At 39.8% G+C, this 20,567-nt stretch carries 37 protein-coding genes, 1 tRNA gene, 1 other RNA gene and 1 pseudogene; 38 read left to right on the top strand and 2 right to left on the bottom strand.

Annotated elements, in window-relative coordinates; translation table 11 throughout:
• The 31 genes and pseudogenes from C8R14_RS07465 to C8R14_RS07315 form a co-directional block, all read left to right on the top strand.
• On the top strand, positions 1-207 hold a 207-nt coding region (locus tag C8R14_RS07465; RefSeq protein WP_501037261.1), incomplete at its 5' end, for an EF-Tu C-terminal domain-related protein.
• Positions 208-287: 80 nt separating this feature from the next.
• The gene (rpsJ, locus tag C8R14_RS07460; protein WP_011633672.1) at positions 288-596 is read left to right on the top strand and encodes a 30S ribosomal protein S10; all 309 of its coding nucleotides are present in this window, start codon (positions 288-290) and stop codon (positions 594-596) included.
• 48 nt (positions 597-644) lie between these two features.
• Positions 645-1,298: a 50S ribosomal protein L3 gene (gene rplC, locus C8R14_RS07455; RefSeq protein ID WP_011633673.1), complete on the top strand. Its 654-nt coding sequence runs from the start codon at positions 645-647 to the stop codon at positions 1,296-1,298.
• 17 nt (positions 1,299-1,315) lie between these two features.
• Positions 1,316-1,936, top strand: a complete 621-nt coding sequence (gene rplD / locus C8R14_RS07450) for a 50S ribosomal protein L4 (RefSeq protein ID WP_011633674.1) — start codon at positions 1,316-1,318, stop codon at positions 1,934-1,936.
• Positions 1,933-2,268: a 50S ribosomal protein L23 gene (gene rplW, locus C8R14_RS07445; RefSeq protein ID WP_011633675.1), complete on the top strand. Its 336-nt coding sequence runs from the start codon at positions 1,933-1,935 to the stop codon at positions 2,266-2,268. Before rplD ends, rplW begins: the two co-directional genes overlap by 4 nt.
• Positions 2,268-3,101: a 50S ribosomal protein L2 gene (gene rplB / locus C8R14_RS07440; protein WP_011633676.1), complete on the top strand. Its 834-nt coding sequence runs from the start codon at positions 2,268-2,270 to the stop codon at positions 3,099-3,101. Before rplW ends, rplB begins: the two co-directional genes overlap by 1 nt.
• Positions 3,102-3,105: 4 nt before the next feature.
• On the top strand, positions 3,106-3,390 hold the full coding sequence (gene rpsS / locus C8R14_RS07435) for a 30S ribosomal protein S19 (RefSeq protein ID WP_011633677.1): 285 nt from the start codon (positions 3,106-3,108) through the stop codon (positions 3,388-3,390).
• Between the two features lie 8 nt (positions 3,391-3,398).
• A complete protein-coding gene (gene rplV, locus C8R14_RS07430) occupies positions 3,399-3,731 on the top strand; it encodes a 50S ribosomal protein L22 (RefSeq protein WP_011633678.1) in 333 nt (110 codons plus the stop codon).
• Positions 3,732-3,769: 38 nt separating this feature from the next.
• Positions 3,770-4,396 (top strand): annotated as a pseudogene (gene rpsC, locus C8R14_RS07425) (30S ribosomal protein S3); the annotation flags it as partial.
• A 105-nt stretch (positions 4,397-4,501) separates the two neighbouring features.
• A complete protein-coding gene (rplP, locus tag C8R14_RS07420; RefSeq protein WP_011633680.1) occupies positions 4,502-4,918 on the top strand; it encodes a 50S ribosomal protein L16 in 417 nt (138 codons plus the stop codon).
• A 7-nt stretch (positions 4,919-4,925) separates the two neighbouring features.
• The gene (gene rpmC, locus C8R14_RS07415) at positions 4,926-5,138 is read left to right on the top strand and encodes a 50S ribosomal protein L29 (protein WP_041353422.1); all 213 of its coding nucleotides are present in this window, start codon (positions 4,926-4,928) and stop codon (positions 5,136-5,138) included.
• Positions 5,116-5,370 (top strand): 30S ribosomal protein S17, encoded by a 255-nt coding sequence (gene rpsQ / locus C8R14_RS07410; protein WP_011633681.1) that lies wholly within the window; start codon positions 5,116-5,118, stop codon positions 5,368-5,370. Before rpmC ends, rpsQ begins: the two co-directional genes overlap by 23 nt.
• 78 nt (positions 5,371-5,448) lie before the next feature.
• Complete coding sequence (rplN, locus tag C8R14_RS07405; protein WP_011633682.1) at positions 5,449-5,817, top strand: 50S ribosomal protein L14; 369 nt, start codon at positions 5,449-5,451, stop codon at positions 5,815-5,817.
• Positions 5,818-5,835: 18 nt separating this feature from the next.
• Positions 5,836-6,153, top strand: coding sequence for a 50S ribosomal protein L24 (gene rplX / locus C8R14_RS07400; protein ID WP_041353679.1), 318 nt, complete (start codon positions 5,836-5,838; stop codon positions 6,151-6,153).
• A gap of 15 nt (positions 6,154-6,168) precedes the next feature.
• The gene (gene rplE / locus C8R14_RS07395; RefSeq protein ID WP_011633684.1) at positions 6,169-6,708 is read left to right on the top strand and encodes a 50S ribosomal protein L5; all 540 of its coding nucleotides are present in this window, start codon (positions 6,169-6,171) and stop codon (positions 6,706-6,708) included.
• A 9-nt stretch (positions 6,709-6,717) separates the two neighbouring features.
• On the top strand, positions 6,718-7,023 hold the full coding sequence (gene rpsN, locus C8R14_RS07390) for a 30S ribosomal protein S14 (RefSeq protein ID WP_011633685.1): 306 nt from the start codon (positions 6,718-6,720) through the stop codon (positions 7,021-7,023).
• 73 nt (positions 7,024-7,096) lie between these two features.
• Positions 7,097-7,492 carry a 30S ribosomal protein S8 gene (rpsH, locus tag C8R14_RS07385; RefSeq protein ID WP_011633686.1) on the top strand — a complete coding sequence of 132 codons (396 nt, stop codon included), beginning with the start codon at positions 7,097-7,099 and terminating at the stop codon, positions 7,490-7,492.
• A 12-nt stretch (positions 7,493-7,504) separates the two neighbouring features.
• Positions 7,505-8,044 (top strand): 50S ribosomal protein L6, encoded by a 540-nt coding sequence (gene rplF, locus C8R14_RS07380; protein ID WP_011633687.1) that lies wholly within the window; start codon positions 7,505-7,507, stop codon positions 8,042-8,044.
• A gap of 15 nt (positions 8,045-8,059) precedes the next feature.
• Positions 8,060-8,422: a 50S ribosomal protein L18 gene (rplR, locus tag C8R14_RS07375; RefSeq protein ID WP_011633688.1), complete on the top strand. Its 363-nt coding sequence runs from the start codon at positions 8,060-8,062 to the stop codon at positions 8,420-8,422.
• Positions 8,423-8,438: 16 nt separating this feature from the next.
• Entirely contained in the window at positions 8,439-8,972 is a 534-nt protein-coding gene (gene rpsE, locus C8R14_RS07370) for a 30S ribosomal protein S5 (RefSeq protein WP_011633689.1), read from the top strand.
• A 5-nt stretch (positions 8,973-8,977) separates the two neighbouring features.
• Entirely contained in the window at positions 8,978-9,163 is a 186-nt protein-coding gene (rpmD, locus tag C8R14_RS07365; RefSeq protein WP_011633690.1) for a 50S ribosomal protein L30, read from the top strand.
• Positions 9,164-9,165: 2 nt separating this feature from the next.
• Positions 9,166-9,627: a 50S ribosomal protein L15 gene (gene rplO, locus C8R14_RS07360; RefSeq protein WP_011633691.1), complete on the top strand. Its 462-nt coding sequence runs from the start codon at positions 9,166-9,168 to the stop codon at positions 9,625-9,627.
• Positions 9,617-10,939: a preprotein translocase subunit SecY gene (gene secY / locus C8R14_RS07355; RefSeq protein ID WP_011633692.1), complete on the top strand. Its 1,323-nt coding sequence runs from the start codon at positions 9,617-9,619 to the stop codon at positions 10,937-10,939. The genes rplO and secY overlap by 11 nt, the downstream gene beginning before the upstream one ends.
• A gap of 10 nt (positions 10,940-10,949) precedes the next feature.
• Positions 10,950-11,168, top strand: a complete 219-nt coding sequence (infA, locus tag C8R14_RS07350; protein ID WP_011111057.1) for a translation initiation factor IF-1 — start codon at positions 10,950-10,952, stop codon at positions 11,166-11,168.
• 44 nt (positions 11,169-11,212) lie between these two features.
• Positions 11,213-11,326 carry a 50S ribosomal protein L36 gene (rpmJ, locus tag C8R14_RS07345; RefSeq protein WP_074455458.1) on the top strand — a complete coding sequence of 38 codons (114 nt, stop codon included), beginning with the start codon at positions 11,213-11,215 and terminating at the stop codon, positions 11,324-11,326.
• Between the two features lie 28 nt (positions 11,327-11,354).
• Complete coding sequence (gene rpsM / locus C8R14_RS07340; RefSeq protein ID WP_011633693.1) at positions 11,355-11,714, top strand: 30S ribosomal protein S13; 360 nt, start codon at positions 11,355-11,357, stop codon at positions 11,712-11,714.
• Positions 11,715-11,753: 39 nt separating this feature from the next.
• Positions 11,754-12,143: a 30S ribosomal protein S11 gene (gene rpsK, locus C8R14_RS07335; protein ID WP_011633694.1), complete on the top strand. Its 390-nt coding sequence runs from the start codon at positions 11,754-11,756 to the stop codon at positions 12,141-12,143.
• Between the two features lie 14 nt (positions 12,144-12,157).
• Positions 12,158-12,784, top strand: a complete 627-nt coding sequence (gene rpsD / locus C8R14_RS07330) for a 30S ribosomal protein S4 (RefSeq protein ID WP_011633695.1) — start codon at positions 12,158-12,160, stop codon at positions 12,782-12,784.
• A 26-nt stretch (positions 12,785-12,810) separates the two neighbouring features.
• Positions 12,811-13,818, top strand: coding sequence for a DNA-directed RNA polymerase subunit alpha (locus tag C8R14_RS07325; protein WP_011633696.1), 1,008 nt, complete (start codon positions 12,811-12,813; stop codon positions 13,816-13,818).
• Positions 13,805-14,197 carry a 50S ribosomal protein L17 gene (gene rplQ, locus C8R14_RS07320; protein WP_011633697.1) on the top strand — a complete coding sequence of 131 codons (393 nt, stop codon included), beginning with the start codon at positions 13,805-13,807 and terminating at the stop codon, positions 14,195-14,197. Before C8R14_RS07325 ends, rplQ begins: the two co-directional genes overlap by 14 nt.
• Before the next feature lie 189 nt (positions 14,198-14,386).
• Positions 14,387-14,462: transfer RNA gene (locus tag C8R14_RS07315), tRNA-Thr, on the top strand.
• 55 nt (positions 14,463-14,517) lie between these two features.
• On the opposite strand, the gene C8R14_RS07310 is transcribed toward C8R14_RS07315, so the two are convergent.
• Both C8R14_RS07310 and C8R14_RS07305 read right to left on the bottom strand, forming a co-directional pair.
• Positions 14,518-14,835 carry an RnfH family protein gene (locus C8R14_RS07310; protein WP_011633698.1) on the bottom strand — a complete coding sequence of 106 codons (318 nt, stop codon included), beginning with the start codon at positions 14,833-14,835 and terminating at the stop codon, positions 14,518-14,520.
• Positions 14,819-15,262 carry a type II toxin-antitoxin system RatA family toxin gene (locus C8R14_RS07305; RefSeq protein WP_011633699.1) on the bottom strand — a complete coding sequence of 148 codons (444 nt, stop codon included), beginning with the start codon at positions 15,260-15,262 and terminating at the stop codon, positions 14,819-14,821. The genes C8R14_RS07310 and C8R14_RS07305 overlap by 17 nt, the downstream gene beginning before the upstream one ends.
• A gap of 104 nt (positions 15,263-15,366) precedes the next feature.
• On the opposite strand from C8R14_RS07305, the gene smpB reads away from it, so the two are divergent.
• From smpB to rluB, 7 genes are all read left to right on the top strand, one after another.
• Positions 15,367-15,816, top strand: coding sequence for an SsrA-binding protein SmpB (gene smpB, locus C8R14_RS07300; protein WP_011633700.1), 450 nt, complete (start codon positions 15,367-15,369; stop codon positions 15,814-15,816).
• A 9-nt stretch (positions 15,817-15,825) separates the two neighbouring features.
• Complete coding sequence (locus C8R14_RS07295; protein WP_011633701.1) at positions 15,826-16,896, top strand: COX15/CtaA family protein; 1,071 nt, start codon at positions 15,826-15,828, stop codon at positions 16,894-16,896.
• A 94-nt stretch (positions 16,897-16,990) separates the two neighbouring features.
• Positions 16,991-17,404: an RDD family protein gene (locus C8R14_RS07290; protein WP_041353681.1), complete on the top strand. Its 414-nt coding sequence runs from the start codon at positions 16,991-16,993 to the stop codon at positions 17,402-17,404.
• A gap of 179 nt (positions 17,405-17,583) precedes the next feature.
• An RNA gene (gene ffs, locus C8R14_RS07285) (signal recognition particle sRNA small type) lies at positions 17,584-17,682 on the top strand.
• 84 nt (positions 17,683-17,766) lie between these two features.
• Positions 17,767-19,350: a DNA polymerase III subunit gamma/tau gene (dnaX, locus tag C8R14_RS07280; protein ID WP_011633703.1), complete on the top strand. Its 1,584-nt coding sequence runs from the start codon at positions 17,767-17,769 to the stop codon at positions 19,348-19,350.
• Between the two features lie 16 nt (positions 19,351-19,366).
• Positions 19,367-19,690: a YbaB/EbfC family nucleoid-associated protein gene (locus C8R14_RS07275; RefSeq protein WP_011633704.1), complete on the top strand. Its 324-nt coding sequence runs from the start codon at positions 19,367-19,369 to the stop codon at positions 19,688-19,690.
• Positions 19,691-19,743: 53 nt separating this feature from the next.
• A complete protein-coding gene (rluB, locus tag C8R14_RS07270) occupies positions 19,744-20,562 on the top strand; it encodes a 23S rRNA pseudouridine(2605) synthase RluB (protein WP_011633705.1) in 819 nt (272 codons plus the stop codon).
• The last annotated feature ends 5 nt before the right edge of the window (positions 20,563-20,567 follow it).

The raw sequence follows: 20,567 nt of genomic DNA, 5'->3' as shown, positions 1-20,567 counted from the left end.
TATCGCCCACAGTTTTATTTCAGAACAACTGATGTAACAGGCTCCATTGAACTGCCGGCAGGCGTCGAAATGGTGATGCCAGGTGATAATATATCGGTTAATGTCAATTTGATTGCACCAATAGCAATGAGCGAGGGATTACGTTTTGCTATTCGTGAAGGTGGACGTACCGTCGGCGCTGGTGTGGTCGCCAAAGTAATTGAATAAGTTTAGATACATCGATACTGCTAAGGATTGGTAGTCTCATATAAAACAAGCTCCGTAAAATATACAACTTAGAGTGCTTTATGCAAAATCAAAAAATACGTATACGTTTAAAAGCTTTCGACTATCGCCTAATAGATAAGTCAGCTGTTGAAATAGTAGAAACAGCAAAGCGGACAGGAGCTGTGGTTAAGGGGCCAGTGCCACTGCCGACGCGTATTGAACGATTTGATGTACTGCGATCACCGCACGTAAATAAAACTTCGCGCGATCAGTTTGAGATTAGAACGCATTTGAGGCTAATGGATATTATTGATCCTACAGATAAAACAGTAGATGCACTGATGAAGCTTGATTTGCCTGCTGGTGTTGATGTTGAAATCAAGCTGTAGTTTATTTTATTAGCTATAGAAGGCAAAAACTCAAAGTAGGGGAAGCAAATGAAATTAGGGCTTATCGGTAAAAAAGTAGGAATGACTAGAATCTTTACCGAGTCTGGAAGTAGCGTGCCTGTCACCGTTCTTGATGTTTCGAAAAATCGTGTGGTGCAGATTAAAACAGCTGAAAGGGATGGCTATTCAGCAATTCAGTTGACGCAAGGATATCGACGGAAAAATAGAATAACAAAGGCACTATCTGGTCATTTTGCACGGGCTGGTGTAGAGGCAGGAAAAGTAATAAAAGAATTTAGAATAGAGCAGCAAGCTATCAATAGCGACCTAAAATTAGGTTCTGAAATAAACGTCGAAATTTTCCTGACAGGGTCAAAAGTAGATGTAAGTGGGGTGTCTATAGGTAAGGGGTATGCCGGTACTATAAAGCGTCATAATTTTTCTTCGAGTAGAGCCAGTCATGGTAATTCAAGATCACATAATGTTCCGGGTTCGATTGGTATGGCGCAAGATCCAGGTCGGGTTTTCCCCGGGAAGAAAATGACAGGTCGGTTGGGGGGTGTAAATAGCACAATCCAGAATATTGAAGTTGTACGTGTTGATACTGTTCGTGGTCTGATTTTTTTGAAGGGATCGGTTCCGGGTTCAAAAGGCAACGGAGTTTTTATACGCCCAAGTGTGAAACACGCAAATAAACAATAACTGATAAGTATAAGCAAATGGTTAAAATTCCTTGTAGAAGCGAAAATGGACAAGTTGTTAATATTGAAGTATCAGATTCTGTTTTTGACAGGGTATATAACGAAGCATTGGTTCATCAAATAGTGACATCGTATTTGGCGAATGCCAGAAGCGGTACTCGAGCCCAAAAGGGGCGATCTGAAGTTGCCGGTTCTACGCGCAAACAATGGAGACAGAAAGGAACCGGAAGAGCAAGAGTTGGTGCGGCATCGAATCCATTGTGGAGGGGAGGTGGGAAAATATTTCCCAATAAGCCAACAGAAAACTTTACCAAAAAAGTAAATCGCAAAATGTATCGTGCGGGGATGTGTACGATATTTTCCCAACTATTAAGAAATAGTAAATTAGTAGCGATAAGTGAATTTCGGGTCGAGACTACAAAAACAAAATTTTTTTTGCAGAAATTAAAAAATTATCAACTTGAAAATGTAATGATTATTACTGATGAAGTAGATGAGAATTTGTATCTGGCTTCCAGAAATGTACCGAATATAAAAGTAGTCGAGATTGACTTAATAGACCCTGTAAGCTTACTGTCTTATGATAACGTTGTTATTACTCGCGAAGCAGTAAATAAAATTGAAAGCGTATTGCAATGAAAATTATCAATATAGGCAGTGAAAGAGCACTGGAAGTAATAAAAGCTCCACAAATTTCCGAGAAGGCAACTTTTTTAGCTGAGAAAGTTAGGCAAATCATATTTTATGTTTCACGCGATGCTAATAAAGCTGAAATTAAATCAGCTATTGAGCAGATTTGGAAATCACAGAATATTAAAGTAAAGAGCGTGCAAATAATAAATGTAAAGGGAAAGAAAAAAAGATTTGGCCGATATATAGGGCAAAAATCAGATTGGAAAAAAGCATTTGTTAGTCTAAAAGATGACCGCGAGATAGATTTTACTGATGTAAGGTTGTTTGAGGATAAATAATGACACTTAAAAAATCAAAACCTACCTCTCCAGGTCAAAGAGCAGTAGTTAGATCTGTAAACAGTTTTTTATATAAGGGAAATTCATATTCTGCATTAACTGAGAAAAAGAAAAAAAATTCAGGCAGGAATAATTCTGGAAAGATAACAGTACGACATATTGGTGGGGGACATAAACATCATTATCGGATTGTCGATTTTTGCAGAAATAAAGATGATATTCCTGCAAAGGTTGAGCGCATTGAGTATGATCCTAACAGAAGTGCATATTTAGCATTACTTTGCTATGCGGATGGAGAAAGGAAATATATTATTGCAGCAAAGGATATAGAGGTGGGTTCGTACGTGGTCAATGGATCAGGTTCTCCAGTTAAAACTGGTAATGCATTGCCTATCCGTAACATTCCGGTTGGAAGTGTGATTCATTGTATCGAGCTAAAGCCTGGTAAGGGAGCGCAATTAGCACGTTCTGCTGGATCCTCTGCTCAGCTTATGGCGCGCGAAGGTGACTATTCTCAGATTAGATTGAGATCGGGTGAGATTAGGAAGATACATATAAATTGTAGAGCAACAATTGGAGAGGTTGGTAATTCCGAGCATAATTTGCAATCAATAGGTAAGGCTGGGGCTGTAAGATGGAGAGGAATTCGTCCAACAGTTCGAGGTGTGGCGATGAATCCTGTTGATCATCCTCATGGTGGTGGAGAAGGTAAAACTGCCGCTGGAAGGCACCCTGTAAGTCCTTGGGGCACGCCTTCAAAAGGATCTCGGACAAGAAGAAACAAGAGGACAGTCAATATGATTGTTCGAAGCAGATATTCTAAGAAAGGTTAAAAGTATGAGCCGATCTATTTCAAAAGGTCCTTTTGTTGATTTACATCTCATCAATAAAGTCATAGTTGTTCGTAAAAATAATGATAAAAGGCCTATAAAAACTTGGTCACGGAGATCAACCATTCTCCCGGATTTTATTGGATTAACTATTTCTGTCCACAATGGAAGGCAGCATATTCCCATTTTTATAACAGAAAACATGGTTGGTCATAAACTTGGTGAGTTTTCTCATACTAGAACGTTTAAAGGCCATGCTGGTGATAAGAAGGCAGCAGGTTCTAAGCGATAGGATTATATATGGAAACATCTGTAGTTTTACGTAGCGTTAGATTATCCGCTCAAAAAGGGCGGTTAGTGGTAAATCAAATTCGAGGATTGCAGGTTGATCAGGCTATTAAGCTCTTGACATTCAGTCCCAAGAAGGGGGCGGTAATTATTTTAAAGTTACTTGAGTCAGCAGTAGCAAATGCGGAGCATAATGAAGGTGCTGATATTGACGAATTAAAAGTAGCTCGAGTTTTTATAGGGCAAGGATCTTCACTAAAACGTGTTAGTCCGCGCGCAAAAGGGAGAGGAAATCGTATATCAAAACCAACATGTAATATTTTCTTGACCGTCTGCAATAGATAGAAATTTATTAAGTAAACATGAAAAAAGGTAAATAATTCATGGGTCAAAAAATTAATCCGACAGGATTTAGACTTTCAGTTCTAAAAAACTGGTCTTCTCGTTGGTATGCAAACACAAAGAAATTTTCAGTTTTTTTAAATGAAGATATTAATGTGCGGCAGTATCTTCAAAAAAGGTTAGCGCATGCTTCTGTAGGAAGTATCATTATTGAAAGACCATCAAGAAATGCAAAAATCACAATACATACGTCAAGACCAGGTGTTGTAATTGGTAAAAAAGGCGAAGATATTGAGATTCTTCGTAAAAATGTTGAGAAACTTATGAATGTTCCTGTGCACATCAATATAGAGGAAATACGTAAGCCTGAGATTGATGCGCAACTTATTGCGGCTAGTATTACTCAACAGCTTGAAAAAAGAATAATGTTTAGAAGAGCTATGAAAAGGGCGATACAAAACGCTATGAGATTAGGAGCTCAGGGGATTAAGATAATGAGTTCTGGAAGGTTGAATGGTATAGAAATAGCACGAACTGAATGGTATCGAGAGGGAAGAGTGCCTCTTCATACATTAAGAGCCGAAGTTGATTACGGAACTTCAGAAGCTAAAACAACTTATGGTGTGATTGGCGTTAAAGTTTGGGTTTTTAAAGGGGAACAGCTTAGTGTGAGGGATCGTCAAAACTAAGCAAAAGCTTAATGTCTCTGAGAGTCAGCTCAGATTAAGTTTGTGACTATATTTTAAAGTAGCTCGAAAGCAAGGGATTTAGTAATGTTACAACCAGCCAGAACCAAGTTTCGTAAGCAGCATAAAGGTCGCAATACTGGTATGGCAACCAGAGGCGCAAAGGTTAGTTTTGGGGAGTTTGGGCTTAAAGCTATAGGCCGTGGAAGATTAACCTCAAGACAAATTGAAGCGGCTCGACGTGCAATGACGAGACATATCAAGCGTGGTGGACGTATTTGGATAAGAATTTTTCCAGATAAGCCTGTTTCGCGAAAACCTGCTGAAGTTAGAATGGGAAAGGGTAAGGGGAATCCAGAGTACTATGTTGCAGAGATTCAGCCAGGAAAAGTGCTTTATGAAATGGATGGAGTTGATGAACTGCTTGCACGTGAGGCTTTTAGATTGGCTGCTGCAAAGCTACCAATGCAGACGGTATTTGTGATAAGGCATTTAGGGAGTTGATTTCTTAATGAAAGTAATAGAATTAAAGGGAAAAGGATTGCCAGATTTGGAAAAAGAGCTTTTATCGTTAAGAAGAATCCAATTTGGTTTGAGGTTCCAGTTGAAGACGCAACAGCTTACAGATACGTCTCAAGTTAAAAAAGTGCGTAGAGATATAGCGCGTATTAAAACCATTATTCGAGAAAAAGAGGATGGCGATGAATTTAGACAATCAAAGTAAATATCTGATTGGACAAATTATAAGTGATAAGAGAGATAAAACAGTAACTGTAAGAATTGACAGAAAAGTAAAACACCCTCTTTATGGAAAAATTATCACTCGTTCAAAAAAATATCATGCTCACGATGAGCATAATCAATATAAAGTGGGCGATGTGGTAGCTATAAGTGAAGCACGCCCTATATCAAAAACCAAATCTTGGCGAGTAATCAAGGTAGTAAAGATTAATTGAATATAACCCTCGATTGAAAAGTGTTATTTATATCCTACCGTACAAAATTTAGAATCAATCTTAACAGGAAGTATAAATATGATTCAGATGCAGTCTTTACTAAAAGTAGCTGATAATACGGGGGCTCGCACTGTAATGTGTATCAAGGTTCTCGGAGGATCAAAGCGAAGATTTGCTGGAATCGGAGATGTTATTAAAGTTGCTGTAAAAGATGCCGCACCTCGTGGTCGTATCAAAAAAGGAGAGGTTTATAACGCGGTTATTGTACGAACAGCAAAGGGAATCCGCAGATCTGATGGCTCTTTGGTGAAGTTCGATACGAATGCCGCGGTAATTTTGAATAATAAATTAGAGCCTATAGGTACTAGAATTTTTGGTCCGGTGACACGTGAGCTTCGTACGGCAAAGTTCATGAAAATAGTGTCTCTAGCTCCCGAAGTAATTTAAAGTAAAGAGCTTATGGCCATGAAAAAAATCAGGAAGGGTGACAACGTAATTATATTATCAGGTAAAGATAAGGGTAAGCAATCAACGGTAATTAAGTTTGAAAGTGTAGAAAAAGTAATAGTTAGAGATGTAAATAGAGTTAAATCGCATGTTAAGCCTAATCCAAGTAAAAATATTGTTGGTGGGATTGTTGAAATAGAAAAACCAATTCATGTTTCTAATATTGCAATTTTTAATTCTGACAAAAATAAGGCGGATAGAGTCGGTTTTAGGTTTAATGAATCAGGTAATAAAGTACGCTACTTTAAATCTGATGGCACTCTAATAGATTTGTAAGGATAGAAGAATAAAATGGCTCGATTATTTGATCATTATAAAAATATAGTTATAAAGGAACTAATACAGCAGTTTAATTATAAAACTGTAATGCAGGTTCCTAAAATAACAAAGATAACTCTAAATATGGGTGTTGGTGAGGCTGCTGTTGATAAAAAAATAATGGAAAATGCCGTCAGTGATCTGGAAAAGATCTCGGCACAAAAACCCATAATTACGAAAGCGAAGAAATCTATTGCAACTTTTAAAATAAGGCAAGGTTATCCGGTTGGTTGCATGGTAACTTTGCGTGGAATAAAGATGTACGAATTTTTGGATCGTCTCGTAAGTATTGCTATCCCTCGTATACGTGATTTTAGAGGAATAGGAGGAAAAGGTTTTGATGGCCATGGTAATTTTAATATGGGAATTAAAGAGCAGATTATATTTCCTGAAATAGATTACGATAAAATTGATAAATTGCGTGGTTTGAATATAACGATGACCACAACGGCCAAAACTGATATAGAAGCTAAGGCTTTGCTTTCTGCTTTTAAATTTCCATTTAAAAATTAAAGGAATAATGTGGCTAAGAAGTCAATAGTAAATCGCAATATAAAGAGGATGGAAATAGTAAATAAATATGCGACACGTCGTTCAGAATTAATTGCTGTCTTAAAAGATACCAAATCAGATATTGAACAAAAGTCAACAGCGCGCAATTTACTTCAAGGACTCCCTAGAAACTCTAGTCCCGTTAGACTGCGTCAGAGGTGTATCTTGACTGGAAGGCCAAGAGGAGTATATAAAAAATTTGGTTTGGGAAGAATTAAACTGCGTGAAATAGCGATGCGTGGTGAAATTCCAGGTGTTATTAAAGCAAGTTGGTAAAGTTAAGCTTTGACTTTGAAGAAAATTGTGATAAAAAAGTTATTTCTGGAACAAAATATAAATTGGTGTATATATGTGCATGACTGATCCAATAGCTGATATGCTTACGCGCATAAGAAATGCGCAGGCTGCAGAAAAAAAAGAAGTAAAGATCCCTTCATCAAAGTTAAAAAAAGCAATTCTAAAAATATTAAAAGATGAAGGGTATATTGAGAGCTATCAAGAGATAGTCAGTGATGGAAAGTTATCTGTAGATATATGTTTGAAATATTTTAACGGCGGACCAGTTATTAGTTCACTTACCAGGATAAGTAAACCAGGATTAAGAAGGTATTCATCACGAAATAATCTGCCGAAGGTGATGCATGGTTTGGGTATAGCTATTGTATCAACCTCTAAGGGTGTTATGACCGAACGTTCGGCAAGAGCTGGAGGAGTTGGTGGTGAGTTATTGTGCATAGTTGCGTGAGGTAATTTAATAATGTCTTTCTACACAACAACAAAACCAATCGAGATACCAAAATTAGTGGAAGTCCAGTTGACAGAATTGGGTATAGCTATAAAAGGACCTTTGGGAAGTTTATTTCAATTAATTGATGTGCATAATACTAAAATTGAAATGAGCTCAAATTATTTAACTATTCAAGCCTTAAACTCTTCAAAACAAGCAAGATCTATAGTGGGAACGATTAATGCTTTGATATCAAATATGATTAGAGGTGTGACAAATGGATTTGAGAAAAAACTTCTCATTGTAGGAGTTGGGTATAAGGCACAAGTTTCTGGCAATATTTTAAATTTGAATCTCGGCTTCTCTCATCCTATATCTTATTCCGTTCCAGAAGATATTAAGGTAGAAACGCCAAATCCAACTGAAATCCTAATCAAAGGTATCGACAAACAAAAAGTTGGTCAGGTTGCTGCGGATGTTAGATCTTATCGGCGTCCTGAACCATATAAGGGAAAGGGAATTCGATATTTTGATGAGAAAGTTATAATTAAAGAAACTAAGAAAAAGTAATATAAGGATAAGATAATGTTGCTAAATACGATCAAACAGGCTCGCTTAAGGCGTGCTAAAGCAACTAGAATTAAAATTAGCAATTCAAAGCGTTTTAGGCTGTTGGTTCATAAGAGTAATAATCACATTTATGCGCAGATTTTGGATCCTTCATCAAATAATGTAGTTGTTAGTGCTTCGACAGTTGAGGCGGAGGTAAAAAAACAATATCCAAACGGTGGGACGGTGGAAGCTGCTAGGTATATTGGTCAATTAGTGGCTAAGAAATCTCTTGATTCACAGATTAGTGAAATAGCTTTTGATAGATCTGGATTTAAGTATCATGGCCGAATAAAGGCTCTTGCTGATGCAGCTAGATCAGCAGGGATGAAGTTTTAAAATAAAGGTAATTGCGGTGGCTAAAACAACGAGATCTACAGGTACAAAAACTCAAGACGAAATAAAGGCTGATGGATTGAAAGAAAAAATGATTTCTGTCAATCGTGTTACCAAAGTTGTAAAAGGTGGTAGAATTCTTGGTTTTGCTGCTTTAACAGTGGTTGGTGATGGGAAAGGTGGTATCGGCATGGGTAAGGGGAAATCTAGGGAGGTTCCTTTAGCTGTGCAGAAGGCTATGGATGAGGCTCGTCGTGGAATGATTAAGATTAACTTGATAAATGGTACGCTTCATCATCCCATAATTGGTCGACATGGTGCAGCCAGGGTGTATATGCAGCCAGCTTCAGAAGGGACGGGAATTATCGCTGGTGGTCCTATGCGTGCTATTTTTGAAGTGATGGGTGTACATAATATTTTAGCTAAGTGTTTGGGTTCTACAAATCCGTATAATATAGTGCGAGCCACTCTGAATGGCTTAGATAAAATCCAAACACCTGCAATGATTGCTGCTAAAAGAGGTAAAAGCATAGACGAAATTACTGGGGCCTGATTTAAATGGAAAAATTAAAATCTATAAAAATAACCTTGGTAAAAAGTTTAATTGGTGCAAAAAAGAGACATAGATTGATAATACAAGGTATGGGATTAAGGAAGATTAACCGTACGGTTTTTTTGCCGGATTTACCTTCGACTAGAGGTATGATTAATAAAACAGCATATCTATTGAAAGTAGAGGAATAAAGGTGAGACTTAATACTATAAAGCCTGGTATGGGTTCTACAAAACCCAGAAGAAGAGTGGGGCGTGGGATTGGTTCCGGGCTAGGTAAAACATGCGGCAGAGGGCACAAGGGACAGAAATCGCGTGCAGGCGGTTTTCATAAGATTGGCTTTGAAGGGGGGCAGATGCCATTGCAACGCAGATTGCCTAAGAGAGGTTTTGTGGTCTATGGGAAAAAACAAATACAAGAGATTAAACTATCTAGTTTGTTGTTAATTGATCGGAATGAGTTTGATACATCTGTATTGCATGAATTCAACCTTATAAAGTCTATTAATTACCCTGTAAAAATTATTGCAGATGCTCAGGCTTGTACACGAGCCATAAGGCTAAAAGATTTAAGAGTAACTCGAGGTGTCAAAGATATAGTAGAGCACGCGGGTGGTCAGGTTGAGTTAACTATAGAAGATGTAAATGGTATCTAAATCAAAAGCTGCTTTGTCTGATAGATTCTATGATTTAAAAAAGCGATTGTGGTTTTTGCTGCTTGCTTTGATTGTGTATCGCATTGGTACACATGTTCCCGTTCCTGGAATTGATTCGGTTGTATTAAAAGATCTTTTTAACTCCCAGGAAGGTGGAATACTGGGAATGTTTAATATGTTTTCGGGAGGGGCTCTTTCAAGATTTTCCATATTTGCACTTGGAATTATGCCCTATATATCGGCATCTATTATTATGCAACTTGGAACAGTAGCTGTTCCATATTTGGAATCTTTGAAAAAGGAAGGTGAGTCAGGCAGGAAAAAGATAACGCAATACACTCGTTACGGTACACTGCTACTTTCTACATTACAAAGCTATGGAATTTCCTTTGCCTTGCAATCACAGCCTGGCTTAGTGGTGGAGCCAGGAATGCATTTTATATTTACAACAATCATTACGCTTGTAACTGGATCCATATTCCTCATGTGGCTTGGAGAGCAAATCACAGAGCGCGGAATTGGGAACGGAATTTCTTTGATAATTTTTGCTGGAATAGCAGCTGGATTTCCAAGTGCTGTTGGGGGGACTCTTGAGCTGGTAAATACGGGCGCAATGCATTTTTTTACTGCCTTATTTATTTTTATTGCAGCTATAGCTATTACAGCGCTGGTTGTCTTTATAGAGCGTGGCCAACGGAAAATATTGGTAAACTACGCAAAAAGGCAGGTAGGTAAGCAGATGATGGGTGGCCAATCATCTCATTTGCCTCTAAAGTTAAATATGTCTGGAGTTATACCTCCAATATTTGCTTCCAGTATTATTTTATTTCCCGCAACTTTAGCTGGTTGGTTTTCTGACAGTCTGTCTCTAAATTGGTTAAAAGACTTTAGTAATACGTTGGCACCTGGGCAGCCTATTTATGTCGCTTTATATGCTGCATTGATCATATTTTTTTGTTTTTTCTATACTGCACTCGTATTTAATCCAAAGGAAACGGCAGATAATCTGAAAAAAAGTGGGGCTTTTATACCTGGAATACGTCCAGGTGACCAAACTACGAAATATATAGAGCGTATTATGTTGAGGTTAACATTAATTGGTTCAATTTATGTCACGCTAGTTTGCCTGTTACCTGAGTTTATGATTTTGAAATGGAATGTTCCATTTTATTTTGGAGGAACTTCGCTGCTAATAATTGTCGTGGTTACCATGGATTTTATGGCTCAAGTTCAATCTCATGTGATGTCAGGTCAATATGAGAGTCTGTTGAAGAAAGCTAACTTTAAAACCAGTGGTAACTTTTTACGATAGTTGGGTTGTGATGGCAAAAGAAGAAACTATACAAATGCAAGGAGAGGTTATTGAAACGCTTCCAAATGCAACGTTCAGAATAAAATTAGAGAATGGCCATATTGTACTAGGCCACATTTCTGGAAAGATGAGAATGAATTATATTCGTATTTTACCTGGTGACAAGGTTACAGTTGATCTAACACCCTACGATTTAACTAGGGCACGGATAACTTTTCGCACCAAGTAGTTACTGTAATTATTACATTACATAAATATTATCGTGAGTTTATTATGAAAGTTAGAGCATCAATTAAAAAGATATGTAGAAATTGTAAAATAATTAAACGTTATGGGGTTATTCGTGTTATTTGTGTCGATGCCAGGCATAAACAACGCCAAGGTTAATTATCGTTTTTAATATATAGGGTAAAAAATGGCTCGTATAGCAGGCGTCAACTTACCTAGCAATAAGCACGTTAACATAGCTTTGACGGCGATTTATGGTATAGGAAATTCGACAGCACGTAAAATTTGTACGGATTTGGATATTCCACCGTTTATTAAACTTAAAGAGTTAACGGATGGTAAGTTAGAAGAATTGAGAAATTCTATTGCGAAGCTGCTGGTTGAGGGGGATTTGCGCAGAGAAGTCTCTATGAATATTAAAAGGTTGATTGATCTTGGTAGTTATCGTGGATTGCGACATCGTAGGGGTTTGCCAGTAAGGGGCCAACGAACGAAAACTAATGCGAGGACAAGAAAAGGTCCACGTAAAGCTATACGTGCTAGATAATTTTTTCGCCAATTTAATTTTAAAGTAGATCAGAAATTAATGATAAAACCTCCATTAAAAAGCCGTAAGAAAATTAAGAAAAATATTATTGAAGGAGTTGCACATATACATGCATCTTTTAACAATACAATTGTGACGATATCTGATCGACAAGGAAATGCTTTGTCTTGGGCTACATCGGGAGGAGTCGGATTCAAAGGATCGCGTAAAAGTACTCCTTTTGCGGCACAGGTTGCTGCAGAACATGCGGGCAGAGCTGCGTTGGAGTATGGCGTTAAAAATTTAGAGATTAGAGTTAAAGGACCCGGACCTGGTCGTGATTCGGCTGTAAGAGCGCTTAATGCTACAGGTTTTAAAATTACAAGTATTACTGATGTGACACCTGTGCCTCATAATGGGTGTAGGCCGCCCAAGAAGCGTCGTATCTAAGAAGGAGAAAATCTGTGGCCAGAAATATAAACCCAAAGTGTCGTCAATGTCGTCGGGAGGGAGAAAAATTATTCCTGAAAGGTGACAAGTGTTTTAGTGATAAATGTCCAATAGAGCGTAGAAATTATCCACCTGGACAACATGGACAGAGAAAAACAAGACTATCCGATTATGCTGTGCAGCTAAGAGAAAAGCAAAAAATTAGAAGAATCTATGGCTTGTTGGAGAATCAGTTTCGTAATGTATATAAACGAGCCGATAGACAAAAGGGTATTACAGGTGAGAATTTACTTAAGCTTTTAGAAAGCCGTTTGGATAATGTTGCATATAATATGGGATTTGGGGCATCAAGAGCTGAAGCACGACAAATAATTAGACACGATTGCATTCTTTTAAATGGTAAAAAAGCTAATATACCTTCACAATTAATAGGGCCAGGCGATCAAATAGAGGTGGCTGAGCATGCAAAGAGTTATTTGAGGATCAAATCTTCAATTGAATTAGCCAAGCGTCGTAGCATTCCATCCTGGCTGGAGGTTGATTTTGATAACCTTAAAGGCCTTTATAAGAATAAACCTGATCGCAGTGATTTATCTTCAACTATTAATGAATCTCTTGTAGTTGAGCTTTATTCAAAGTAATCGGCATTTTTTATATTGGCACCTATATGTCATCGAATAGTTTTCTTACACCTAGGATTATAGAGGTACATAATCTCTCGCCTTTACGCGCTAAAGTTGTAATGGAGCCTTTTGAACGAGGCTTTGGTTACACTTTAGGTAATGCATTACGTCGCGTTTTATTATCTTCCATTCCTGGTTGTGCTCCTACTAAAATTAGTATTAGCGGAGTGGTTCATGAATATTCAACGATAGATGGCTTACAGGAAGATATCGTTGATCTGATATTGAACTTGAAGGGAGTTGTACTAAAACTTCATAGCAAGAACTCTACTGTTCTTTCTTTAAAGAAAGATACGGAGGGTATTGTCACGGCTGGAGATATTGAATCTTCTCACGATGTTGAGATAGTCAACCCAGAACATGTGATTGCTCATATTACTAGCGGTGGCCGTATTGAGGCGCAAATAACTGTAGAAAAAGGAAGAGGATATTTACCTTCTGTTAATCGCAGTCGAGAAGATAAAAGTTTATCTTCTATCGGTGATATACTGCTGGATGCTTCATTTAGCCCGGTTAGACGTGTCAGTTACACGATAGAAAATGCACGTGTGGAGCAAAGAACAGATCTTGATAAGCTGATTATTGATATTGAAACAAATGGTTCTGTTGATCCGGAAGAAGCTATTCGTTATGCAGCAAGGGTATTGGTTGAACAGTTTTCTTTTTTTGCAGATCTAGAGAGTACTCTATTGCCTACTGAGCAACCGAGAGCTCCTGCAATTGATCCTATTTTGTTGCGGCCAGTTGATGATTTAGAGCTTACCGTCCGCTCCGCGAATTGTTTGAAAGTTGAGAATATATTTTATATTGGAGACTTAATACAACGAACAGAAGCTGAGCTTCTTCGTACACCTAATTTAGGTAGAAAATCATTAAACGAAATTAAAGAAGTGCTAGCTTCACGTGATTTATCGCTAGGTATGAAATTAGAGAATTGGCCGCCAGCTAACTTAGAAAATTATGTAAAGGAACCGGGACATGCGTCATCGTAATGGATTGCGAAAATTAAACCGAACCTCTAGTCATCGTTTGGCTATGTTCAGGAACTTAACTAATTCTTTGCTTGAACATGAAATTATAAAAACCACACTCCCTAAAGCTAAAGAGCTTCGTCGTGTAGTAGAACCGGTAATTACTTTAGGTAAAAATCCAACCTTAGCTAGCAAACGATTGGCATTTGATAGATTAAGAAATAGAGAAAATGTTGTTAAAATCTTTTCTGAATTGGGACCGCGATATCAGAATCGAAACGGAGGTTATTTAAGAATTCTTAAATGTGGGTTCAGGAAGGGAGATAATGCTCCAATGGCTATCGTGGAGCTATTGGATAGATCTGAAGCTAATAATGATATTGTGAATATTGCTGAGTAATTAATCGTTGATTTAATAGTTCTGTTTTTGAAGCTGTAGATTTTATCTATTTTTTCATATTTAAAACATAACTATTTAGCTACATCACTCCATTTCAATATTTCCAGGTAAATAATTGATTGGAGTGATTTTAATTTGTCCCTTCTAAATATATTTCGCATTAGCCTGACAATTTTATTATTTCACGAAGCCGCAGTAACTCAGTTGGTAGAGTAGCTGATTCGTAATCAGCAAGTCGGAGGTTCGACTCCTCTCTGCGGCACCATGATTCTGTTAGTTGATTTTTAACTGATTGAAATTAGCATAAAAAGCTATTGGGATCATGATCTCCTTATTTTATTATATTCTGACTTGATTTTCAGCTTGCGTTTTTCTTTGGGATCTGAGATTAAAGGTCTGTAAATTTCAATGCGATCGTTTTGCTGGAGCACAGTTTCTGAGCAGGCCACTTTTCCATAAATCCCTATTTTAAGAGTTGAGCAATCGATCTCAGGATAGAACTCTTTCATTTCTGCAAGTTTAATTGCTTGATTAATTAAAGTTCCTTTTGGAACTTGAAGTCGTTTGATAAAATGTCGTTCGGTCAGTGCAGCGACTATCTCTATGATAATAAAATCCTTCCTAAATACTGGGTCCATAAATCTCTTCCGCTCGTTCCACGAAAGCTTCTACAAAACTATTGGCTATTATGTAAAATACTGGACCGATCAGCTTTTCTAAAAGTTTGTGAGAAAATGTGTAATGTAATTTAAATTCAATTTTACAAGCAGTATCTGTTAAAGGAATGAAGCGCCAGTAGCCATTAAGCTTTTCAAAAGGCCCTTCAAGCAGTTCCATTTCTATCAAGTCGGGTGGGTGGCGTTTGTTTTTCGTAGTAAAGCTATGTTTTACAAGATGGTAGTCGATATTTATTGTTGCGTGTGCTGTTTCGTTGTCCTCCATGAGTTTCATTGATGCCCCCGAGCACCAGGGTAGAAAGTCGGGATAGTTCTCCACGGTATCTACTAAATGAAACATTTGGGCAGATGAATACCCCACCAATACAGTTTTTTCTATTTCAGTCATAATGTTGTATTCTCATAGTCTGGGTGTAAAGATACAGAAAACTGATACACTAATGCGCTAATCAAATATTTTTATATGCATATATTTTCTTCCAGCTGTTTTGAATGAGCATTGCACAAAACAAAAAGGCTTTCCACGATTATTTCATTGAAGAAAAATATGAAGCCGGCATTGTGCTGGAAGGATGGGAGGTTAAGGCAATTCGTGCCGGTCGGGTTCAGTTAAAAGAAGCTTACATAGTTATCCGCAGGGGTGAGTTATTTCTTATAGGATGTCATATTAGTCCGCTGCCGACAGCATCGACACATGTTAATCCTGACCCCGTAAAAACACGCAAACTGTTGTTGCATGCTTTCCAGATCAAAGAACTCATCGGCAAAGTAGAGCGTGCGGGCTATACTCTGGTTCCCTTAGATATGCATTATAAAGCAGGTAAAATCAAACTGGAAATTGGCCTTGCCAAGGGAAAAAAGCAATACGATAAACGTGAAAGTGAGAAACGTAAAGAATGGGAACGTGATAAGCAGCGCTTGTTGCGTATGCGCCATTCCTGATTAATATTTATGCAAACAAATTCATCTAACTCCGTTCCTTCGGCAATTTCTGATAAATATACTCAAAATCATATGCCTATTGCTATCTGGTTGCTGATTTGCTGTGCGTTGGTGTTTGCCATGATTGTTGTGGGTGGAGTAACGCGTCTGACAGGTTCCGGGCTATCGATCGTTGAATGGAAGCCAATAGTTGGAACGATTCCACCTATTGGCCAGGAAGATTGGGAAGTATTGCTGGAGAAGTACCGTCAGATACCTCAATACGAACAAGTTAATAAAGGTATGACGCTGGATGAATTCAAGGGAATATTCTGGTGGGAATATTTTCATCGTTTGCTTGGTCGCCTGATTGGTCTGGTTTATTTCATACCATTTGTCTATTTCATGGTGCGCAAACGGATTGATCGTTTACTTGGTTTAAAGCTGCTGGGTATATTCGCGCTTGGTGCTTTGCAAGGGTTAATGGGCTGGTATATGGTTATGAGTGGACTGGCAGATAATGTTTATGTCAGTCAGTATCGGCTGACTGCACACCTTGGTCTCGCTTTTGTTATTTATGCTGCTATGTTCTGGGTGGCTACCGGATTGATTTCTCCCTTAAATACTCATTTGTCAGACCCGGTATCCGTACATAAACTTAAAAAGTTTGCCTGGATGCTGACTGGACTGATATTCGTTATGGTATTGTCCGGAGGATTGGTAGCGGGTATTCATGCCGGGAGGGCGTATAACACATTTCCCTTGATGGACGGCTTTCTGATTCCTCCCGCTATGTTTGTGCTGGAACCTTGGTATCGAAACTTTTTTGATAACATCACTACAGTACAATTTGACCACCGCTTGATTGCCTGGTTGCTTATTTTTTCTATACCATGGTTCTGGTTCAAGGCAAAACAGTTATCATTGTCTTATTCTGGTCGCTTGGCTTGTCATCTCCTGCTGTTGATGTTGCTCATTCAAGCAGGGCTTGGGATTACGACGTTATTATTGTCGGTTCCCCTGACGTTTGCTACAGCACACCAGGCTGGTGCTGTGCTGTTATTCACTGCTGCATTGTGGGTTTGTCGTAAGCTATCCTGACGGTAAATATGTGTTTTTTCTAATGGTGATACGCCTCTTTTTAGTAGATGAAACCTTGGGAAAGAATCAATAACCGGTACAAGAGAATATGCTGATGGAAGGATCAATACCGGGGTTTGGGCGTCGTATACTGGCGCTGGCTTACGAATTTTTGTTGCTGCTGGGTGTATGGTTTATCGCGGCCTTCCTGTTCCACCTCGTTTTTCGGGATACATCAGCTGAATACTTTAGGCCCTTGTTTCAGTTTTATCTATTGTGTATTGGTGGTATCTATTTCATCTGGTTCTGGACCCATGGTGGCCAAACGCTGGCCATGCAAACCTGGAAGTTACGACTTGTTTCTGAGAATGGTGGAAAAGTTACTATGCAACAGGCGATGGTGCGCTACCTCATGGCTGTAATAGGCATTAGTTTTCTGGGATTTGGATTGCTGTGGGCTTTATTTAATCGTGACCGGCAATTTCTGCATGATAAGCTGGCAGGTACGCGGATCATAAGACTCAGTTAAACCGGAAAAGCTACGGTGGATCTTAAGGGAGATTTTATAATCCGGCCACGGTATTCTTATTTCTGTAAGGTTTCTGATGGCAGTTGCTTGCTTTGCAGTTACGGCGTTGTTCTATTTTTTTATTATGTAGTCTGAAACATACTGTATTCAGGTGCTATCTTAAGGTAGAATGAGCGCATGGCGGGCCTCCCCGCATTGTAAGATAGTGAATCTGGTCAGATCCGGAAGGAAGCAGCCACAGCTATTTTTTACAAGTGCCGGGGGTTCGGCTCGCCACCTGTCTTTATACAGATTGCAGAGTCTGTTTCTTTGCAGCTTCATAATAAATCCGGGTTGTAATAATCTCTTCTCGATAAAAAACCTTGACGGATTCTCAGGCACTTGCCCGCAAATGGCGCCCCAAAGACTTCACGGGGCTGGTTGGACAAGAACACGTTGTAAGAGCACTGGTCAACTCAATGGAGCAAAACCGGTTGCACCACGCATACTTGTTTACGGGTACGCGCGGGGTTGGCAAGACAACGGTAGCCAGAATCTTGGCAAAGGCCCTGAATTGTGAACAGGGAGTTACTGCCACACCTTGCGGCAAGTGTGCGGCTTGCCTGGCAATTGATCAAGGAAATTTTGTTGATCTGATTGAGCTGGATGCAGCATCCAATACACAAGTGGATGCCATGCGTGAGCTACTGGATAACGCACAATATGCACCAGTTACGGCACGGTACAAAGTCTATCTGATCGATGAAGTGCATATGCTTTCCAAGTCAGCATTTAACGCAATGCTCAAAACCTTGGAAGAACCGCCAGAGCATGTCAAATTCATTCTTGCCACCACCGATCCTCAAAAAATACCTGTTACTGTATTATCTCGTTGTCTGCAGTTCAATTTGAAGCAGATACCTCCTTCTCTGATCGTGACGCGTCTGTCCGAGATTCTCTCCATGGAGAGAATTGTGGCGGATGCGACTGCCTTGAAGTTGCTGGCAAAAGCTGCGAAAGGAAGTTTGCGTGATGCTCTGAGCCTGCTAGATCAGGCCATTGCACTCGGTAACGCCACAGTGGATGAAAAAAATACTCGTGTGATGCTGGGAGCGCTGGATCAGGATCATTTGTTCGCATTACTGGAAGCACTGGCGGAGCAGGATGGAGCGGCATTGTTAGCTATTGCTGATCAGCTAGAAGCGGCGAGTGTATCATTTGATTCTGCCTTGCAGGATCTGGCAGCATTGCTACACCGGTTGGCAATAGTTCAGACCGTTCCACAGATGCTTGATGAAGAACAGCCGGAGAGTGACAGGTTGCTCGCCTTGGTAAAATGTTTCACGCCCGAGGATATTCAACTGTTTTATCAGATTGCATTGCACGGGCGTGCTGATCTTGGTCAGGCTCCGGATGAGTACAGTGGTTTTACCATGACATTAATGCGGATGCTGGCCTTTATGCCTCATTCTCAACAATCCAGTCATCCGGTGCACGCAAGTACCAATGCCAATATCACTCGGAAAATTAAATCTGAGCTGCCTGCAGATTCCAGGAAGCAGGAAAAATCAATAGAGAACGATTCTCCGAATGACGCCTGGCTTGCGCTGGTAAACCAATTGGAATTGAGTGGGATGACACGGATGCTGGCACAGTACAGTGAAGCAAAACACTTCTCTGCAAACAGAATAGAATTGTGTGTGGCAGAAATGCACAAACATCTGCTGGAAAAATCCTATCAGGACAAGTTGAAATTTCAACTGGAGTCTCATTTTGGGAAACCCGTTGAAGTGATTTTTTCGCTGGGGAGTATTACTGGTGTTACTCCAGCTATATTACAGGATCGCGATAAGCTCGCAAAGCAATCCCAGGCAGTTGAGGCGATTAAATCGGATCCTTATGTTCAGGAACTGATCGAACAATTTGACGCAAAATTGAATATTTATTCCATTAAACCAATTAATTAACGGAGATTGTAAATTGATGAAAGCCAATTTGGGCAATCTGATGAAGCAGGCCCAGCAAATGCAGGAAAACATGAAGGCTATGCAAGAAAAGCTGGCAACGATTGAGGTTGAGGGCCAGGCAGGAGCAGGTATGGTTAAAGTGATCATGACTTGTCGCCATGATGTAAAGCGGATCAATATCGATAGCAGCCTGATCGGAGATGATAAGGAAATGCTCGAAGATCTGGTGGCAGCTGCGATGAATGATGCCGTACGTCGGGTAGAAGCTGCAACACAGGAACATATGGCGAGTGTAACCAGTGGCCTGGGATTGCCGGCAGGAATGAAATTTCCTTTCTAAATTGTTTGGCTGCGTGTTTTTGACAGACCGACTACAACACAGGACTTATATTCATGTCGGTTAATCGGCTAAAGAATCAAAAGCCCAGGCGCACGCACAGATCACCTCCTGCCTCGAAGAACCTCAGCGCTGCACCTCCTGCCGAAACTGACAGGTTACAGAAGTTGCTGGCACGCAATGGCTTGGGTTCCCGACGGGAAATTGAAGCCATGATTGCAGCCGGTCGTGTGAGTATCAATAATACGACGGCAAAACTCGGCGATCGAGCTGGGCTCGGGGATAAGATACGGATTGATGGAAGAATTATCCGACTTAGCATGCCTGCACTTTTGCCACGGATTATCATTTACCACAAGCCGGAGGGGGAAATTGTCAGTGCGCGTGATCCACAGGGGCGGCTATCGGTATTCGATAAATTGCCGCACATTCAGTCTTCCAAATGGATAGCAATAGGCAGGCTGGATTTTAATACCAGCGGATTGCTTATTTTTACAACCGACGGCGCCTTGGCCAATCGCCTGATGCATCCGCGTTACCAGATGGAACGGGAGTACGCAGTTCGCATTGTTGGGGAGCTGTCCCCGGAACAAATTACTCATTTGACTACTGGTATTGAACTGGAAGATGGTTCAGCAAAATTTGATCAGTTGCTTGATGAAGGTGGGCTGGGAACGAATCACTGGTATCGCATCGTACTGAAAGAAGGTAGAAACCGTGAGGTTCGCCGAATGTTCGAAGCGCTGGGGATAACAGTCAGCCGCCTGATGCGTGTCAGGTTTGGCCCCGTTAATCTCCCGCCCAGACTTAAGCGCGGTATGTGGCTGGAGCTGGTCGATACAGAAGTCGAACGATTACTGGCGCTGATCAGTTAGCTCGC

The sequence above is a fragment of the Nitrosomonas eutropha genome (genome assembly GCF_003201195.1).
GTDB lineage: Bacteria > Pseudomonadota > Gammaproteobacteria > Burkholderiales > Nitrosomonadaceae > Nitrosomonas > Nitrosomonas eutropha.
This window is presented reverse-complemented; position numbering and strand designations above follow the sequence as displayed.

What these genes read in the sequence shown, in the direction of transcription:
- rpsH (WP_011633686.1), top strand. Translation starts at nt 7,097, where the DNA reads ATGTGCATGACTGATCCAATAGCTGATATGCTTACGCGCATAAGAAAT.
- rplC (WP_011633673.1), top strand. Translation starts at nt 645, where the DNA reads ATGAAATTAGGGCTTATCGGTAAAAAAGTAGGAATGACTAGAATCTTT.
- rplD (WP_011633674.1), top strand. Translation starts at nt 1,316, where the DNA reads ATGGTTAAAATTCCTTGTAGAAGCGAAAATGGACAAGTTGTTAATATT.
- rpsM (WP_011633693.1), top strand. Translation starts at nt 11,355, where the DNA reads ATGGCTCGTATAGCAGGCGTCAACTTACCTAGCAATAAGCACGTTAAC.
- rplE (WP_011633684.1), top strand. Translation starts at nt 6,169, where the DNA reads ATGGCTCGATTATTTGATCATTATAAAAATATAGTTATAAAGGAACTA.
- rpsS (WP_011633677.1), top strand. Translation starts at nt 3,106, where the DNA reads ATGAGCCGATCTATTTCAAAAGGTCCTTTTGTTGATTTACATCTCATC.
- infA (WP_011111057.1), top strand. Translation starts at nt 10,950, where the DNA reads ATGGCAAAAGAAGAAACTATACAAATGCAAGGAGAGGTTATTGAAACG.
- rplW (WP_011633675.1), top strand. Translation starts at nt 1,933, where the DNA reads ATGAAAATTATCAATATAGGCAGTGAAAGAGCACTGGAAGTAATAAAA.
- rpsJ (WP_011633672.1), top strand. Translation starts at nt 288, where the DNA reads ATGCAAAATCAAAAAATACGTATACGTTTAAAAGCTTTCGACTATCGC.
- C8R14_RS07290 (WP_041353681.1), top strand. Translation starts at nt 16,991, where the DNA reads ATGGAAGGATCAATACCGGGGTTTGGGCGTCGTATACTGGCGCTGGCT.
- rpsK (WP_011633694.1), top strand. Translation starts at nt 11,754, where the DNA reads ATGATAAAACCTCCATTAAAAAGCCGTAAGAAAATTAAGAAAAATATT.
- rplV (WP_011633678.1), top strand. Translation starts at nt 3,399, where the DNA reads ATGGAAACATCTGTAGTTTTACGTAGCGTTAGATTATCCGCTCAAAAA.
- C8R14_RS07305 (WP_011633699.1), bottom strand. Translation starts at nt 15,262, where the DNA reads ATGACTGAAATAGAAAAAACTGTATTGGTGGGGTATTCATCTGCCCAA.
- rplF (WP_011633687.1), top strand. Translation starts at nt 7,505, where the DNA reads ATGTCTTTCTACACAACAACAAAACCAATCGAGATACCAAAATTAGTG.
- smpB (WP_011633700.1), top strand. Translation starts at nt 15,367, where the DNA reads ATGAGCATTGCACAAAACAAAAAGGCTTTCCACGATTATTTCATTGAA.
- rplB (WP_011633676.1), top strand. Translation starts at nt 2,268, where the DNA reads ATGACACTTAAAAAATCAAAACCTACCTCTCCAGGTCAAAGAGCAGTA.
- rplX (WP_041353679.1), top strand. Translation starts at nt 5,836, where the DNA reads ATGAAAAAAATCAGGAAGGGTGACAACGTAATTATATTATCAGGTAAA.
- rpmD (WP_011633690.1), top strand. Translation starts at nt 8,978, where the DNA reads ATGGAAAAATTAAAATCTATAAAAATAACCTTGGTAAAAAGTTTAATT.
- rpmJ (WP_074455458.1), top strand. Translation starts at nt 11,213, where the DNA reads ATGAAAGTTAGAGCATCAATTAAAAAGATATGTAGAAATTGTAAAATA.
- secY (WP_011633692.1), top strand. Translation starts at nt 9,617, where the DNA reads ATGGTATCTAAATCAAAAGCTGCTTTGTCTGATAGATTCTATGATTTA.
- rpsQ (WP_011633681.1), top strand. Translation starts at nt 5,116, where the DNA reads ATGAATTTAGACAATCAAAGTAAATATCTGATTGGACAAATTATAAGT.
- rplQ (WP_011633697.1), top strand. Translation starts at nt 13,805, where the DNA reads ATGCGTCATCGTAATGGATTGCGAAAATTAAACCGAACCTCTAGTCAT.
- rpmC (WP_041353422.1), top strand. Translation starts at nt 4,926, where the DNA reads ATGAAAGTAATAGAATTAAAGGGAAAAGGATTGCCAGATTTGGAAAAA.
- rluB (WP_011633705.1), top strand. Translation starts at nt 19,744, where the DNA reads ATGTCGGTTAATCGGCTAAAGAATCAAAAGCCCAGGCGCACGCACAGA.
- C8R14_RS07295 (WP_011633701.1), top strand. Translation starts at nt 15,826, where the DNA reads ATGCAAACAAATTCATCTAACTCCGTTCCTTCGGCAATTTCTGATAAA.
- rplR (WP_011633688.1), top strand. Translation starts at nt 8,060, where the DNA reads ATGTTGCTAAATACGATCAAACAGGCTCGCTTAAGGCGTGCTAAAGCA.
- C8R14_RS07325 (WP_011633696.1), top strand. Translation starts at nt 12,811, where the DNA reads ATGTCATCGAATAGTTTTCTTACACCTAGGATTATAGAGGTACATAAT.
- C8R14_RS07275 (WP_011633704.1), top strand. Translation starts at nt 19,367, where the DNA reads ATGAAAGCCAATTTGGGCAATCTGATGAAGCAGGCCCAGCAAATGCAG.
- rplN (WP_011633682.1), top strand. Translation starts at nt 5,449, where the DNA reads ATGATTCAGATGCAGTCTTTACTAAAAGTAGCTGATAATACGGGGGCT.
- rplP (WP_011633680.1), top strand. Translation starts at nt 4,502, where the DNA reads ATGTTACAACCAGCCAGAACCAAGTTTCGTAAGCAGCATAAAGGTCGC.
- C8R14_RS07310 (WP_011633698.1), bottom strand. Translation starts at nt 14,835, where the DNA reads ATGGACCCAGTATTTAGGAAGGATTTTATTATCATAGAGATAGTCGCT.